Source organism: Serratia sp. BNK-12 (genome assembly GCF_047456085.1).
Classification (GTDB): Bacteria; Pseudomonadota; Gammaproteobacteria; order Enterobacterales; family Enterobacteriaceae; genus Serratia; species Serratia liquefaciens.
This window is the reverse complement of the sequence record NZ_CP179896.1, coordinates 2955654-2970334: the sequence shown is the minus strand read 5'-3', so window position 1 is coordinate 2970334 and position 14681 is coordinate 2955654. Positions and strand designations below refer to the sequence as shown.

15 protein-coding genes are annotated in these 14681 nt (G+C 54.8%); 10 read left to right on the top strand and 5 right to left on the bottom strand.

From position 1 onward, the window contains the following. Nucleotides 1-32 precede the first annotated feature (32 nt). From ACMGG1_RS13665 to cspA, 7 genes are all read left to right on the top strand, one after another. Nucleotides 33-1070: a LacI family DNA-binding transcriptional regulator gene (locus tag ACMGG1_RS13665; RefSeq protein WP_128864298.1), complete on the top strand. Its 1038-nt coding sequence runs from the start codon at nucleotides 33-35 to the stop codon at nucleotides 1068-1070. Nucleotides 1071-1278: 208 nt separating this feature from the next. Beyond that, the gene (locus ACMGG1_RS13660; RefSeq protein WP_128864299.1) at nucleotides 1279-2202 is read left to right on the top strand and encodes a TIM barrel protein; all 924 of its coding nucleotides are present in this window, start codon (nucleotides 1279-1281) and stop codon (nucleotides 2200-2202) included. Between the two features lie 14 nt (nucleotides 2203-2216). Beyond that, nucleotides 2217-3389, top strand: a complete 1173-nt coding sequence (locus ACMGG1_RS13655) for a Gfo/Idh/MocA family protein (RefSeq protein ID WP_116690683.1) — start codon at nucleotides 2217-2219, stop codon at nucleotides 3387-3389. Between the two features lie 145 nt (nucleotides 3390-3534). Then, nucleotides 3535-3744: a hypothetical protein gene (locus tag ACMGG1_RS13650; protein ID WP_020826491.1), complete on the top strand. Its 210-nt coding sequence runs from the start codon at nucleotides 3535-3537 to the stop codon at nucleotides 3742-3744. Nucleotides 3745-3892: 148 nt separating this feature from the next. Continuing rightward, the gene (locus ACMGG1_RS13645) at nucleotides 3893-4636 is read left to right on the top strand and encodes a DUF3658 domain-containing protein (protein WP_414160738.1); all 744 of its coding nucleotides are present in this window, start codon (nucleotides 3893-3895) and stop codon (nucleotides 4634-4636) included. 127 nt (nucleotides 4637-4763) lie between these two features. Further along, nucleotides 4764-5408 (top strand): Qnr family pentapeptide repeat protein, encoded by a 645-nt coding sequence (locus tag ACMGG1_RS13640; RefSeq protein ID WP_142815386.1) that lies wholly within the window; start codon nucleotides 4764-4766, stop codon nucleotides 5406-5408. Nucleotides 5409-5723: 315 nt separating this feature from the next. Continuing rightward, the gene (gene cspA, locus ACMGG1_RS13635; RefSeq protein WP_020826494.1) at nucleotides 5724-5936 is read left to right on the top strand and encodes an RNA chaperone/antiterminator CspA; all 213 of its coding nucleotides are present in this window, start codon (nucleotides 5724-5726) and stop codon (nucleotides 5934-5936) included. A 393-nt stretch (nucleotides 5937-6329) separates the two neighbouring features. Here cspA and ACMGG1_RS13630 read toward each other — a convergent pair whose 3' ends face one another. Then, the gene (locus ACMGG1_RS13630) at nucleotides 6330-7010 is read right to left on the bottom strand and encodes a hydrolase (RefSeq protein WP_259217028.1); all 681 of its coding nucleotides are present in this window, start codon (nucleotides 7008-7010) and stop codon (nucleotides 6330-6332) included. Nucleotides 7011-7278: 268 nt separating this feature from the next. Between ACMGG1_RS13630 and ACMGG1_RS13625 the strand changes: the two genes are divergently transcribed. Continuing rightward, the gene (locus ACMGG1_RS13625; RefSeq protein WP_020826496.1) at nucleotides 7279-7704 is read left to right on the top strand and encodes a universal stress protein; all 426 of its coding nucleotides are present in this window, start codon (nucleotides 7279-7281) and stop codon (nucleotides 7702-7704) included. Between the two features lie 275 nt (nucleotides 7705-7979). After that, nucleotides 7980-8735 (top strand): SDR family NAD(P)-dependent oxidoreductase, encoded by a 756-nt coding sequence (locus ACMGG1_RS13620; RefSeq protein ID WP_128864304.1) that lies wholly within the window; start codon nucleotides 7980-7982, stop codon nucleotides 8733-8735. Nucleotides 8736-8776: 41 nt separating this feature from the next. Here ACMGG1_RS13620 and ACMGG1_RS13615 read toward each other — a convergent pair whose 3' ends face one another. The 4 genes from ACMGG1_RS13615 to puuD are packed head-to-tail and all read right to left on the bottom strand — an operon-like array spanning nucleotide 8777 to nucleotide 12896. Then, on the bottom strand, nucleotides 8777-10057 hold the full coding sequence (locus tag ACMGG1_RS13615; protein WP_020826498.1) for an NAD(P)/FAD-dependent oxidoreductase: 1281 nt from the start codon (nucleotides 10055-10057) through the stop codon (nucleotides 8777-8779). 11 nt (nucleotides 10058-10068) lie between these two features. Beyond that, nucleotides 10069-11565 carry an aldehyde dehydrogenase PuuC gene (gene puuC / locus ACMGG1_RS13610; RefSeq protein WP_414160737.1) on the bottom strand — a complete coding sequence of 499 codons (1497 nt, stop codon included), beginning with the start codon at nucleotides 11563-11565 and terminating at the stop codon, nucleotides 10069-10071. 15 nt (nucleotides 11566-11580) lie between these two features. Beyond that, nucleotides 11581-12138 (bottom strand): HTH-type transcriptional regulator PuuR, encoded by a 558-nt coding sequence (gene puuR / locus ACMGG1_RS13605; protein WP_020826500.1) that lies wholly within the window; start codon nucleotides 12136-12138, stop codon nucleotides 11581-11583. Then, nucleotides 12135-12896: a gamma-glutamyl-gamma-aminobutyrate hydrolase gene (gene puuD, locus ACMGG1_RS13600; RefSeq protein WP_129982983.1), complete on the bottom strand. Its 762-nt coding sequence runs from the start codon at nucleotides 12894-12896 to the stop codon at nucleotides 12135-12137. The genes puuR and puuD overlap by 4 nt, the downstream gene beginning before the upstream one ends. Nucleotides 12897-13135: 239 nt before the next feature. Here puuD and ACMGG1_RS13595 point away from each other — a divergent pair, with 239 nt between their 5' ends. After that, on the top strand, nucleotides 13136-14554 hold the full coding sequence (locus tag ACMGG1_RS13595; protein WP_414160736.1) for a glutamine synthetase family protein: 1419 nt from the start codon (nucleotides 13136-13138) through the stop codon (nucleotides 14552-14554). Nucleotides 14555-14681 lie beyond the last annotated feature (127 nt).

The window sequence follows — 14681 nt, the reverse complement described above, 5'->3', positions numbered from 1 at the left end:
TAGTTTCTATCAAAACAGTGATGGGAATGATTATGGCGGGCAAAAAAACGACGCTGGCAGCTATCGCCAGAGAGGCGCACGTCGGTGTCGCTACGGTCGATCGAGTGATCAACCAACGCGCGCCGGTGCGGCCGGAAACCGAGCGTAAAGTCATAGCCGCGGCACAAAAGCTGGGGTTTGCGCTGGAGAAATCCCACCGGCTGTTTGAAGCCGCCAGACAGCCTGCCGTGCGCCTCAAAATGGGTTTTATCCTGCTGAAAAAGGAGCATTCATTCTACTCGCAGCTGGCGGAAAGCTTGCTGGAGCAGGCTATGCCTTATCACGATCGCGAGAGTCCGCCGCAATTTATTTTTCATGATATTAGCGCGGTCAGCGACACCGCCGCCGCCATTACGCAGTTAAGCCAGAGCGTGGATGTTATCGGGGTGTTGGCGCTGGATAATCCGATGATCCGCTATGCGGTTGAAGAAGCCACTCGCCAGGGCGTGAAGGTGTTCACGCTGCTGTCCGATCTGTCGGTACACTGCCGCGCCGGTTATATCGGGCTGGATAATCAGCAGGCCGGCCGTACGGCCGCCTGGGCAGTGGAGCGCCTGTGCCGGCGGCAGGGCGAAGTGGGGGTGATCATCGGTGACAACCGCTTTCAGTGTCAGGAAACCTGTGAAAGCAGCTTCCGTTCTTATCTGCGTGAGCATTTAAGTACGCAGCGGGTGCTTGAGCCGGTCCGCAGTCATGAACAGGCCGAAAGTGCCAGGCAAGTGACTCATACTCTGCTGGAGCAGCATCCGAACCTGGTCGCTCTGTATGCCCCCTGCGGCGGCGTGGAGGGAATCATTGCCGCATTGCGCGAGAGCGGCAGGCAGCATGAGGTCATGCTGATTTGCCATGGCCCGGTTGAGGGGGGCGAGATGGCGTTGATTGACGGCACTTTGGACCTGATGTTGAGGCACAGGATCCAGGAATTCGCCGCCTCGATCGTCAACACCTTTATTTCTGCCGCCAGCGGCGACGCTTCCGGGTTTACCCACTGCATCAACCGTTTTGATCTGATCACCAAAGAAAATATCTGATTATCGGCTCCCGGCATGGGAGCCAATTCCCTCGCTAAAAATACCGTGCTCCCGTGAAGTCACGGCCTGTCTATGTTTGATAGAAAAACATCATTTGATCTATCAAAAATAACGCGATCGCCATCAAAAAATGAAAATTCCATCATTGTCCGTTTCGAAATTTTCGTTTGATACTGGCGCTACACAACACCAAGAGACGGACTGAAAAATGACTTTGCCTATTGCCAACGCTCCCTGCAGCTGGGGAGTGGATGATCCTAAAAATCCTGACCTACCGCCTTATAGCAAAGTGCTGCAGGAAGCGAGCGCAGCAGGTTATCACAGCATTGAATTGGGGCCCTGGAGCTATCTGCCCACCGATGCCGCAACTCTGACCGCAGAGTTGCAACGGCATTCGTTGTCGCTGGTGGGGGGCACCATTTTTGATGATTTGGTCAGCGAGCATAACTTCGAGCACATACTGGCACTGACCCACAACATATGCCGCAACCTCTCGCAGGCGCCCCAGGCGCAACCCATTTGCGAGGGCCATTTTTCACCGCCGTATCTGGTGATTATCGACTTCGGCAATCCGCAACGGGCCAGGTTTGCCGGGCAATCAATGCAGGCACCGCGGCTGGATACAGCCGATTGGAACAGGATGATCGGCCACATTATTGCCGTTAGCGAGATTGCCTGGCAGGAATATGGGGTACGACCGGTGGTACACCCGCACGCCGGAGGTTGTATTGAGTTCGCTGATGAAATCGAACTGCTGGCCGCGCAGATCCCGCACCACACTGCGGGGTTGTGTCTGGATACCGGACATCTGTACTACTCCGGCATGGATCCGCTCACCTGGCTCGAGCGCTACTTCTCCCGGATTGATTATCTGCATTTCAAAGACGTTAACCCGCAGGTGTTCCGCAATGTGTTGGCGCGTGGTTTGGATTTCTTTACCGCCTGCGCGCAAGGGGTTATGTGCCCGCTGGGGAAGGGAGCGATTGATTACCCTGCCGTGCGCGACTTATTGTCTGCGCGCGGCTATCAGGGGTGGATCACCATTGAGCAGGAACGGGATCCGCGTCAGGCGCAAGGCAGCCTGCGCGACGTAACGGATAGCCTTACTTATTTACGCAGCGTCGGTTTTTAATCAGGAGCAACGAGATGATTAACGGTATTAAACCTCTGGAAAGATCTCTGCGGTGGGGCATGGTCGGCGGCGGGGGTACCAGTCAGATCGGTTATATCCATCGTTCTGCGGCATTGCGCGACGGCACTTTCACCCTACTGGCCGGCGCGTTTGACATTGACGCATCGCGCGGGCGCAGCTTTGGGCAAAGCCTGGGCGTGGCAGCGGAGCGCTGTTATCCGGATTACGCCACGTTATTCCGTGAAGAAGCCGCCAGGGCGGACGGCATAGAGGCGGTTTCCATCGCTACGCCAAACAATACCCATTTCGCTATTTGCCAGGCAGCGCTGGAAGCCGGCCTGCACGTGGTGTGCGAAAAACCCCTGTGTTTCACCACGCAGGAGGCGCAAGCACTGGTGGAACTGAGCCAAAGGCAGCATAAAATTATCGGTGTTACCTACGGCTATGCCGGGCATCAACTGATCCTTCAGGCGCGTCAGATGATTGCCGATGGCCAACTGGGTGAGATCCGTATCATCAACATGCAGTTCTCTCACGGGTTCCATGCCGCGCCGGTGGAACTGGACAATCCCAGCACGCGTTGGCGGGTGGACCCGCGTTTTGTCGGCCCCAGCTATGTATTGGGTGATTTAGCCACCCACCCGTTATTCCTGGCGGAAACCATGGTGCCGCAGTTGAAGATCAAACGGTTGATGTGCAGCCGCCAGAGCTTTGTCAAAACTCGTGCGCCGCTGGAAGACAATGCCTATGTACTGATGGAGTACGATAATGGCGCTGTCGGTTCAATGTGGTGTTCGGCAGTTAACAGCGGTTCTATGCATGGCCAAAAGGTGCGTATTGTGGGGGAAAAGGCCAGCCTGGAATGGTGGGACGAACAGCCTAACCAACTGCGCTTTGAAGTGCAGGGCGAGCCGGTGCGTATTCTGGAGCGTGGTATGTCCTACCTCGATCCTATGGCATTGGCGGAGGATCGCATCGGCGGCGGTCATTCCGAAGGGCTGTTCGAAGCCTGGTCGAATCTTTACCGGCGCTTTGCGTTGGCGATGGACGCCACCGACCGGCGAGACGAGGCGTTTCTGGCTGGTTTTTGGTACCCCGACGTGCATGCCGGCGCGATGGGGGTACGCTGGGTGGAAAACTGCGTGCGCTCCGCAGATGCCGATGCCAGTTGGGTGGCGTTCCGCTAATCATCTCGACTGGCGTATTTTTCTGCCATATCGATGTACCGGCAACTTATCCTCAGCGGCAATGGGGGATTCTGTGGTTCGCTTCATTAGATAAAACTTTAAATTCTGTTAAGTTACTTGTTAGCGTAATCACAAGGAGAGAACGATGTTAGAGCAATATTACCCGGCCACCATGAGTTCCAAACCTATCACGGACGAACAGCATAAAAGGCTGGTGGCAGTGCAAGCGGCACTGGAGTTGATCAAGGCGACGCTGTCTGACACTAACGACGGCAACGGTGTAGACTTCCAGCTTAAGGCCGCTGAAAAGCACGTTGGCCCGTTGGCCGATGCCATTCAGGAAGCGCTGAAGTAAATCTTCATGCTTATCATCAACCGCCCAAGGGCGGTTTTTTTATGTCGCTTAAACGCAAAAAATCAGATTATTTGCCTGGTGATGCAGGGGGAAAGGGGGCAAAATTCAGCCCAGGATTGACTTAAGCAATAGCGAAGGAGAAGCATTGATGAAGGATGTGCATATCGCACTGTCGGGTGGCTGCGTGCGGTTGGCCTACCCGGGAGAAAACGTACTGGATTTTGCCGATAGCCTATCGTTTGGGCCGCTGTATGGGCTGGATGATGATCTGGCCCTGCAAGCCCGATGCCGCTGGTTGCGCGATCTGCACCAATCTGTTCATGCTCCCGAGTGGGATACCTCTGAAGCGCTGCCGCTGGCGATGACCACGTTAAAAACGCAACTCGCTGCTGTAAGCGGGCAAGTGACGTTGTGGGCTGGTGCTAATCCCGACGAGCAACTGATGCTGCGCGCACTGTTGCCGTTGCTGGGGGAACGTCGCGTTTTCGTGGTTAACGTAACCGAACACACCGGGCGGGTTGCCACCAACTGGTGCCCGGCAGAAATGCTGGAACCACTGTGGATCTTGCGGCGCGAGCTGTCTCCGAAAGATAAAGCCAGGCTGATTGCCGATTGGCATCGCCTGTTGGCGGAAAACTCACTGGTACGGATTTTTGCGGAAAACCGCGTGCAGGGGCAAGCGCTCGATTTCCATGACCGTCCGTTGTTAGATGCTTGCCCGAATGACTATACCCAGGGTTCCCGGGTGGTCGGTGATGCGATGGTAAATTCACCTTATCCGGTGGGGGATACCTTTTTGAATTTCCGATTGTATGCCCTGATTGAACAAGGAGTGGTGCAGGCGCAGAACGCCGGTTTGAATATGAACCGGATCCAGGTCAAACAGGCTTAAAACTCACCTATTCCACGGATTATTTTTTCGTGCTCAGAGGCAGATAAACCCCGTTAAAGCGGTTTAATCTGTCATGTAAATAGGATTATACTGCGCCATTGACTGTACGAATAAACAGGTGAATGGAATGGTGCTGGCTCTGAAGGGTGAAAAGATTGCTCGTAACCGGTTTACCGGTGAGAAAGTCGAAAATGGCAGCTTTATTCACTGCGATTTCTCTGGCGCCGACCTGACCGGCACCGAATTTATCGACTGCCAGTTTTACGACCGCGAGAGTCAACAGGGCGGTAACTTCAGCCGCGCCGTGCTCAAGGACGCCAGCTTCAAGAATTGCGATCTGTCGATGGCTGATTTTAGACATGCCAATGCTTTAGGCATCGAAATTCGTGAGTGCCGGGCTCAGGGCGCAGACTTCCGCGGTGCCAGCTTTATGAACATGATTACCTCGCGCACCTGGTTTTGCAGTGCCTACATCACCAAAAGCAACCTGAGTTACGCCAACTTTTCCAAAGTGGTGCTGGAAAAGTGTGAGCTGTGGGAAAATCGCTGGAACAGCGCGCAAATTCTCGGTGCGACCTTTAGCGGTTCAGATCTGTCCGGCGGCGAGTTTTCCTCCTTCGACTGGCGTGCTGCCAACTTTACCCATTGTGATCTGACCAACTCTGAACTGGGTGAGTTGGATCTGCGCGGAACCGATCTGCAGGGCGTGAAGTTGGACAGTTACCAGGTGTTCCAGCTAATGGAACGCCTGGGCATTGCCATTATCGGCTAAGGCGACGATCCCGCAAAGGGCAATCAGGCCTTGCTGGGCGGGGGTGGGGCTGCAGAATCTGGGAAATAATAAGCAGGGCGTATAAATATAATGTTAAATATTCCTTGCTTAAATAATCTAGCTATGTGTAAATAGCGTCATCGGTTTGTAGTACAGACCTTATGAAAGCAGTTTTAGTAAAGCAGTTCTCAGTATTAGTGATATCCCATAGATAGCTCTTCTCCCGCGAATTTCCTTCTCTAGTGCCCAATAAGTTTCCAATAAAAACAGACCTCTATCGCCTTATGGCGTCTCAAAAATATAAAGGAAATATCTATGTCTAATAAAATGACTGGTTTGGTAAAATGGTTTGATGCAGGTAAAGGTTTTGGTTTTATCTCTCCGGAAGACGGTAGCAAAGACGTGTTCGTACACTTCTCCGCTATCCAAAGCAATGATTTCAAAACGCTTGATGAAGGTCAGCGCGTTGAGTTCACTGTCGAAAACGGTATGAAAGGCCCGTCTGCAGGCAACGTAGTCGTTTTATAATTTCAAGGTAGTGCTTTATTTCTTGCGATAGCGATGATGGTTTAAGCCGGAGCAGATGAGAAATAAAATAATTGCCTGAATAAACTCCGGGATTACCCGGAGTTTATCTAAAATAATTAGCTTCACCATTTTCAATAACCGAAGTTATTGGCAACAGAAAAGAAGATTGGCCCATAAAGTTATAAGTCCGATCCAGTCTATTTTTCTGTTGTGAAAAAGTTGTGCTTAGGCTGCGTAAGGTTGGAGTGTTCGATGGACGCTTACGCCATAACATGACGGTCGGGAAAGTAACCGACAAACATTGATGACCTGGCCGAAAGCCGGGTTTTTTTATGCCTGTTGCCCCGGTAAACAGGCTGGCCCAGAATGAAGCAGGCCAGCCTGACGTGACCGTTAGCTGCGCTGGGAATCCAGCACTTCGTTATTCTTCACCACGTCCTGAGCTTTAACATAGCTTTCAATCAGCAACTGATATGCCGGGAAGATTTTGGTGTAAACCTCAGCCCATTGCTGTGCATCCTCGCGGTTCCAACTGCCCTGCAGTTCAGAGGCCACGCCAGCGGTATCGATCGGTACCACTCCGGCCTGCACCACTCGCGCCATAGTAATCTCCTGCGCCATTTTAGAGTAGGTGCCGGAGGCGTCGATAACGGCAAAGACCTTATAACCCTCTGCCACGGCGCTGATCGACGGGAAGGCCATGCAAACGCTGGTGATGGTTCCGGCGATAATCAGGGTTTTACGCCCGGTCGCTTTTACGGCCGCAACAAAATCTGGATTATCCCAGGCGTTGATTTCGCCTTTGCGCGCCACATATTGCGCATGCGGTGCATTTTGGTGGATTTCTGGGATCAAGGGGCCGTTAGGACCCTGTGGAACGGAAGCCGTGGTAATGACCGGCAATTTGCTTAGCGTAGCGATACTGGCCAGTGCGCCAGCGCGAGCGCGCAGTTCAGTCATCGGCATATCGCCGACGGTTTGGAACAGGCCGCTCTGGTGGTCAATCAACAACATCACCGCGTCATTGGCATCAATAACAGGACGCTGGCCATTAAAGTTTGCTGGAGAGCTCATCTTTCTTTCCTCTGTGGTCGGGACGTAGACAACAATTAACTTTGTTTAACCAAGGGTTAATCTCAGTGCTTGTTAACAGTGTAGGGCCAGAGGAAAATTCCACTAGAGGGCTAACTCAGGATGCATCGTTCTATAAAAAGAACAATAAGGCCAGGGGCAGGCGATTATTTCAGCGCTGAACTAAACTTAAACAGCATAACAAACATGCGGAAAGGCCCTGGCAGGGAGCGCCACTTTGTTCACCAGCGCAATGCGGAGGGCTGTAATCATGGCTTATCATCATATCGTTGTGGCAACCGATCTCAGCGAAGACGCTGAATTTTTGCTCGGCAAAGGCGCCAAGTTAGCAAGCGCACTGAATGCCAGGCTATCCCTGATTTATATCGATATCCACCGTGGCGGCTATTACGCTGAGCTGGGCGTGGGTGAATACAACTACACCGACAGAACTTTTTCGGAGCGTGTCAAAAACATGCTGAATGCGATCAAGGATCAGTCGTCTTACCCGGTTGAAGAGGTGATTATCAGCCGCGGCGAACTGACGGAAGAATTGAACCGGGCGGCGAAAGAGAAAGGCATTGATCTGATTATCTTTGGCCATCATCACGATATCTGGAGCAGATGGATATCTTCGGCCCGGCAGGCGATCAATAACCTTAACGTTGACCTGTTGGTGATCCCCATTGCGAAGTAATGAACCTCGCCAACTGCACTAACGCGACGGTACGGGACTTATTGATAGGTGATAATGCGCGTTGGCAATAGTCACTGATATGAATTTTATTAACCCTATCAAATGCTTGGCTTAATTCCGATAATGCCTGACCTAGCGCATTGAATTCGCACTGAATACCTCTTTGTGATTAATAAACCGCACATTTTGACTGTCACTCGTCGTCCATGAGTTTTATCCTCGAACCATTAGGATTTGTATGATTTATAGAAATACATTCACATGGAGGAGGTCTCATGCGTTTTGACAATAAAGTGGTAGTGATCACCGGTGCAGGCAATGGGATGGGAGAGGCGGCAGCGCGTCGTTTTTCTGCCGAAGGGGCTACCGTGGTATTGGCTGACTGGGCGAAGGAGGCGGTGGACAAAGTTGCCGCTTCGCTGCCTAAAGGCAAGGCACTGGCGGTACATATTGACGTTTCCGACCACGTTGCGGTTGAAAGAATGATGAATGAGGTGGCCGAAAAATTAGGCCGCATCGACGTGCTGCTCAATAACGCAGGCGTGCACGTGGCCGGCAGCGTATTGGAAACCAGCGTTGCCGACTGGCGACGCATTGCCGGGGTGGATATCGATGGCGTGGTGTTCTGTTCCAAATTCGCCATGCCGTATCTGCTGAAAACCAAAGGCTGCATCGTTAACACCGCGTCGGTTTCCGGGCTGGGTGGTGACTGGGGCGCGGCGTACTACTGCGCGGCGAAAGGGGCGGTGGTTAACCTGACGCGTGCCATGGCGTTGGATCATGGCGGTGACGGTGTGCGGGTCAACTCGGTATGTCCGAGCCTGGTGAAAACCAATATGACCAACGGCTGGCCACAGGAGATCCGCGACAAGTTTAACGAGCGTATTGCGTTAGGCCGAGCGGCGGAGCCGGAAGAGGTGGCGGCAGTAATGGCGTTCCTGGCCAGTGACGACGCCAGTTTTATCAATGGTGCCAACATCCCGGTAGACGGCGGGGCGACCGCCTCTGACGGCCAGCCGAAGATTGTTTAAGCGGTAATTTCGGGCCCGGTGGTATACCGGGCCCGATAGCGTTACACCCCAATCCGATCCCGCAGCTGGTAGTAAGCTGCACCAATCGCGGTGAAAGGAATTTGCAGGTTGCGACCGCCGAAGAACGGCAGGTGCGGCAGCTTGGCAAACGCATCGAACCTTTCCGCATCGCCGCGCATCAGCTCGGCAATCAGTTTGCCCGCCAAATGAGTACAGGTCACCCCGTGGCCGCTGTAGCCCTGCATGTAATACACGTTATTTTCCAGCCGACCAAACTGCGGCATGCGCGACAGCGTCAGCAGGAAATTACCGGTCCAGCGATAGTCGAGACGCACGCCTTTGAGCTGCGGGAAGGTTTTCAGCAGTTTTGGCCGGATCAGATTGTCGATATCGTCCGGATCGCGGGCGCCATACACTACGCCGCCGCCGTACAACAGGCGGTTATCGCCGGTGATACGGTAATAATCGAGCAGGTAGTTACAGTCTTCGACGCAGTAATTTTGTGGGATCAGCGATCGCGCCACTTCCGGCGCCAGTGGTTCGGTAGCCACCACCTGGGTGCCGCACGGCATGCTACGTTTCGCCAGCCGCGGTTCCAGCTTATCACCCAGATAAGCGTTGCCGGCGACAATCACATAACGTGCTGTCACCTGGCCGTTGGCGGTGCTGACGATTGCCGGTTCGCCATGACGGATGTGGGTGACTGCAGACTGTTCGAAGATCCGTCCACCCTGCAGGCGAATGGCTTCGGCTTCACCGAGCGCCAGATTCAGTGGGTGAATATGGCCGCCGCTGTGATCCAGCAGCGCGCCGACGTAGCGCTCGCTATCGACCTCCTGGCGGATACGCTCGGCGTCCAGCAATTCAAGCTGGGTATTGCCGTAGCGCTCCCAGTGCTGTTTTTGTTCGATCAACGCATGATATTGCCGGTTGTTCAGCGCGGCGAAGATGCCGCCAGGGCGATAGTCACATTCGATGGCGTACCTTTGGATACGGCTGCGAATGATCTCTGCGCCTTCAAACATCATGCTGCCGAGCAGACGGGCGCTTTCGGCGCCATAACGCTGTTCAATGACGTCGATATCGCGGCTGTAGGAGTTCACCAATTGCCCGCCGTTACGTCCGCTGGCACCGAAACCGATGCGGGCAGACTCCAGCACCACCACGTTGTACCCCGCCTCTACCAGAAACAGCGCCGATGACAAACCGGTGTAGCCGCCGCCGACGATACAGACGTCGCATTCAATGGATTCATTCAGCTGCGGGTAGGGCGCGTGGTTGTTGGCCGAAGCCGCATAATAGCTTTTTACGTGTTCAGTCATGATCTCTGCCCTTATTCCAATGAAATCCAGGTGGTTTTCAGCTCGGTGAATTTGTCCAGTGCGTGCAGCGACTTGTCGCGGCCGTTACCGCTTTGTTTGTAACCACCGAAAGGAACGGTCATGTCCCCGTCGTTGTAGTTATTGACGAACACCGTGCCGGCTTTTAGCTGACGCGCCAAACGATGGGCACGGGACAGGTCGCGGGTCCAGATTGCAGCCCCCAGGCCGTAGTCGCTGTCGTTAGCCAACTGCATGGCCTGCTGCTCGCCGCTAAACGAAGTGACCGCCAATACCGGGCCGAAGATTTCGTCGCGCGCCACGCTCATGGCGTTGTCTACCTGGGTGAGAATGGTTGGGCCGAGATAACCGCCGTGTTCGCCTTGCGGATGATCGCGACCGTCGAGGAACAGCGCAGCGCCCTGAGTCAAACCCTGTTCGATATAGTCGGCCACTTTCTCGCAGTGGCCCTGATCAATCAGCGTGCCCATCACCGTTGCCGGATCGAGCGGATTGCCTGGTGCAAAGGCTGCTGCATGGCGGCGCAACGCCTGTAAAAATTCTTGCTGTATGCTCTCTTCCACCAACAGCCGAGTACCGGCGATGCACACTTGCCCCTGGTTATAAAAAATCCCGGCGGCGGCGCTTTGTGCGGCCTTATCCAGATCCGGGCAGTCGGCAAAGATGATATTGGCGCTTTTGCCGCCGGCTTCCAGCCAGACCCGTTTCATATTGGATTGGCCGGCATAGATCATCAGTTGTTTGGCAACCTCGGTTGAACCGGTGAAGGTCAGCGCGTCGACGTCGTTATGCAGCGCCAGCGCTTTACCGGCATCGTGACCATAACCGGGAACGATATTCAGCACGCCGTCCGGCAGCCCGGCCTGCTGCGCCAGTTGCCCCAGATAGATCGCGCTCAGTGGCGATTTCTCTGAAGGTTTGAGGATCACGCTGTTGCCGGTGGCCAGCGCCGGGCCGAGCTTCCAGCAGGCGAGCAATAACGGGAAATTCCACGGCACGATGGCGCCAACCACGCCAATGGGTTCGCGTTCGATTAACGCCAGCGCATCGCTGCCGGTAGGGGCGATTTCGCCATAAACCTTATCGATCGCTTCGGCATACCAACGCAGGCAACGAATAGCGCCAGGCACATCATCGCGCAGGCTATGACGAATCGGTTTGCCGGTGTCCAGCGTTTCCAGCAGCGCCAGCTCTTCGTGGTGTTGTTCCATCAATGTCGCCAGCTTGAGCAGCGTCGCCTTGCGTTGCGCCGGAGCCGCGCGCGACCAGTCGCCCCGCTCAAACACCTCGCGGGCGGCGCTGACCGCCAGGTCAATATCTACGCTGCTTCCCCGGGCCACCTGAGTCAGCTCTCGCTGACCGGCAGGATCCTCCACGGCAAAGGTTTCGCCTTCGGCCGCCTGCTGATAGCGGCCATTGATAAACAGTCGGTTCTCAATATTCAGGGCTTGCGCCCGGTGTTGCCAATACTGCAAGTGGTGGAAGTCCATACCTTGCTCCGTTGATCAGAATGTCGTCGGCGTATGGGCGCTGATAATCCGGCAAATCCGCGCCGACGTGTTGCTGAAACTGTGGGGAATGCCGGTGTTGATGGCGTAGCTCTGGCCGGCCAGCAGGGGATAAGCCTGCCCGTTGACCTGCAGCACGACTTCGCCTTCCAGCAGGGTGCCAATCTCTTCCCCCTGATGCTTGATGCGTTCACCGGTGGTGGTACCCGGCTCATAGGTTTCGATCATCATCGCCAGGGTGCGATTAGGATCGCCGTTGTGGATCAGTTTCATAGAAACCCCCTGGCTGCCAATCTCGATCAGATCCTGGTAGTCGATAACAATCCGTGGCTCGGCCGGCTTCTCCGGTTCGGCGAAAAATGCCGACAGGGACAGCCCGTACACCGTCAGCAGCTTTTGTAAGGTGCTGATGGCCGGACTGACCTTGTCCTGTTCGATGGTGCTGATGGCGCTGTGAGTTAACCCAGACAGTTCGGCCGCGCGGCGCTGCGATAATCCCAATTGCTGGCGGATTTGCGACAGACGTTTGCCCGGTGCCAAGCTGACATCGCTCATGGGCGTTTTTCCTTTTGATAGTTCCGGCAGGCGCTAATGAAACCTTCAAACAGCAGGCGTGACAGGGCATATTCCTCGCTGTTCCATTCCGGGTGCCATTGCACGCCCAGCGCAAAGGGCTGATCGCGCAGGCTGATGGCTTCTACCAACCCGTCGGCGGCGTGTGCTTCGATACGTACGCTGGATCCCAGCGTCTTCGCGCCCTGGCCATGCAGTGAGTTCACCCAGAATCTGTTGCAATCCGGTATCAGTTGCGAGAGTAGGCCCCCTTCCTGAACGATGACTTCGTGGGCAGGGGCATATTGCTGTTCGAGCGGCAGGTCGTGATCTTCACGGTGTTCCAGCAGTTCGGGCAGTTCATACAGCCGGCGGTGCAGGGCACCCTGGGTGGCGACCACCATTTCCTGCATGCCACGGCAAATGGCGAAAAGGGGAATGCGCCTGTCGAGCGAGTGGCGGATCAGCGCCAGGCTCAATTCGTCTCGCCCGGGATCGGCGTCAGGCTCATCGCCGTTTTCACCATAAAGGTGCGGCTGCACATTACTGGGGCTACCTGGCAAAAGAATGCCGTCGAGTTGCGGCAGTAACTCTTCGAGCAGTTTCGGTTCTGCCAGCGCGTGTGGCAGTGCTATCGGCAACCCGCCCGCAGCGATAACGGCATTTAGGTACTTTTCTTGCAAGGTCTGAGTGAGGTGCCCGTTTAACCTATACCTGCACATCACTACGCCGACCACTGGTCTGTTAAATATATTGCCCATACTGTCCCCTTGGTATGTTCGAAATTATGAACGATAAGCTTCTCCACTGCCGTTTCCGTTCAATATTTTATAAATCTAGCAGTGAGATGGGCAATATTCAAACTAAAAGTAACACTTGCAAAACAATTTTGTTGCATCTATGTTTCATTGGTGGACATTATATTGAGCAAGATGGTCAAAAAACATCGACGGCAATAAGTGTGAGAACCACAGACAAAAACATACATGGCGGGTGAATCATGCAGACCAACATAGTAGAAGTGGAAAACTTTGTTCAGCACCACGAAGAAAAGCGAAGTAGCGCGTTCCAACGTGAAGTGAAGAAGTATCTGGAACGTTATCCATTAACTCAGCACGTTGACGTTCTGTTGACCGACCTTAACGGCAGCTTCCGCGGCAAACGGATACCGGTTGGCGGGCTGAGCAAACTGGAGAAGGGCTGTTACTTCCCGGCGTCGGTGTTTGCGATGGATATTCTTGGTAACGTGGTTGAAGAGGCCGGATTGGGGCAAGAGCTCGGTGAGCCGGACCACATCTGTGTACCGGTATTGGGCACGCTGACGCCGTCGGCGGCGGATCCACAATATATCGGCCAGGTACTGCTCACCATGCTGGATGAAGATGGTACTCCCTTTGACGTTGAACCGCGCAATGTGCTGAACCGAGTGTGGCAGCGTTTGCGTCAGCGCGGGCTATCCCCCGTAGTAGCGGTAGAGTTGGAGTTCTATCTCATCGATCGTCAGCGTGATTCGGAAGGGTATCTGCAGCCGCCGTGTGCGCCGGGTACGCAGGAGCGTAACACCCAAAGCCAGGTCTATTCGGTAGACAACCTTAACAACTTTGCCGACGTGTTAAGTGAGATCGACGAACTGGCACGCCTGCAGGGGCTGCCGGCAGACGGTGCGGTGGCCGAAGCCTCGCCCGGTCAGTTTGAAGTCAATCTGCACCATACCGACAACGTGCTGCAGGCCTGCGACCATGCGCTGGCGTTGAAACGCCTGATCCGCATGGTGGCAGAAAAACACAACATGCAGGCCACCTTCATGGCCAAGCCGTATGAAGAGCACGCCGGCAGTGGCATGCACGTGTATATCAGCATGCTGGACCGCCAGGGCAACAACGTTCTGGCCGATGATGACGGCGAAGACTCTGCATTGTTGAAACAGGCTCTGGCGGGAATGATCGCCCTGATGCCTTCTTCTATTGCGCTGTTGGCGCCGAACGTTAACGCCTACCGCCGCTTCCAACCGGGCATGTACGTGCCGACTCAGGCATCCTGGGGCCATAACAACCGCACAGTGGCACTGCGTATCCCTTGCGGCGACCGCGATAGCCACCGCGTGGAATACCGTGTGGCCGGTGCCGATGCCAACCCTTATCTGGTGATGGCGACCATCCTGGCGGGCATCGTCTACGGGCTGGAAACACCGCTGCCGCTGCAAGAGCCGGTAACCGGCAACGGGCTGGAGCAGGACGGACTGCCATTCCCTATCCGCCAGAGCGATGCGCTGTATGAATTCGAGCATCAGCCGGTGTTGAATGCGCTGCTGGGTGAAAGGTTCAGCCATGTTTATCTGGCCTGTAAAACGGATGAGCTGGTGCAGTTTGAGCGCCTGATCACCGATACCGAAATCGAGTGGATGCTGAAAAACGCCTGAACCCGCTCATCCTCGATGATACCGCGCGCGTCTGGCGCATTCCGCCGGCTATCCTGTGGCCTGCGAAGCTGCGCGCAGCGGTAAAGCATTTCTTCTACTTGGCGTACAGGACGCCGGCGAGGAAAGA

Bases quoted from the DNA above. Each gene is read 5' to 3' on its own strand.
- ACMGG1_RS13660 (WP_128864299.1), top strand. From the start codon at position 1,279: ATGACTTTGCCTATTGCCAACGCTCCCTGCAGCTGGGGAGTGGATGAT.
- ACMGG1_RS13640 (WP_142815386.1), top strand. From the start codon at position 4,764: ATGGTGCTGGCTCTGAAGGGTGAAAAGATTGCTCGTAACCGGTTTACC.
- cspA (WP_020826494.1), top strand. From the start codon at position 5,724: ATGTCTAATAAAATGACTGGTTTGGTAAAATGGTTTGATGCAGGTAAA.
- ACMGG1_RS13655 (WP_116690683.1), top strand. From the start codon at position 2,217: ATGATTAACGGTATTAAACCTCTGGAAAGATCTCTGCGGTGGGGCATG.
- ACMGG1_RS13615 (WP_020826498.1), bottom strand. From the start codon at position 10,057: ATGACTGAACACGTAAAAAGCTATTATGCGGCTTCGGCCAACAACCAC.
- ACMGG1_RS13625 (WP_020826496.1), top strand. From the start codon at position 7,279: ATGGCTTATCATCATATCGTTGTGGCAACCGATCTCAGCGAAGACGCT.
- puuC (WP_414160737.1), bottom strand. From the start codon at position 11,565: ATGGACTTCCACCACTTGCAGTATTGGCAACACCGGGCGCAAGCCCTG.
- ACMGG1_RS13645 (WP_414160738.1), top strand. From the start codon at position 3,893: ATGAAGGATGTGCATATCGCACTGTCGGGTGGCTGCGTGCGGTTGGCC.
- puuR (WP_020826500.1), bottom strand. From the start codon at position 12,138: ATGAGCGATGTCAGCTTGGCACCGGGCAAACGTCTGTCGCAAATCCGC.
- ACMGG1_RS13630 (WP_259217028.1), bottom strand. From the start codon at position 7,010: ATGAGCTCTCCAGCAAACTTTAATGGCCAGCGTCCTGTTATTGATGCC.
- puuD (WP_129982983.1), bottom strand. From the start codon at position 12,896: ATGGGCAATATATTTAACAGACCAGTGGTCGGCGTAGTGATGTGCAGG.
- ACMGG1_RS13620 (WP_128864304.1), top strand. From the start codon at position 7,980: ATGCGTTTTGACAATAAAGTGGTAGTGATCACCGGTGCAGGCAATGGG.
- ACMGG1_RS13665 (WP_128864298.1), top strand. From the start codon at position 33: ATGGCGGGCAAAAAAACGACGCTGGCAGCTATCGCCAGAGAGGCGCAC.
- ACMGG1_RS13595 (WP_414160736.1), top strand. From the start codon at position 13,136: ATGCAGACCAACATAGTAGAAGTGGAAAACTTTGTTCAGCACCACGAA.
- ACMGG1_RS13650 (WP_020826491.1), top strand. From the start codon at position 3,535: ATGTTAGAGCAATATTACCCGGCCACCATGAGTTCCAAACCTATCACG.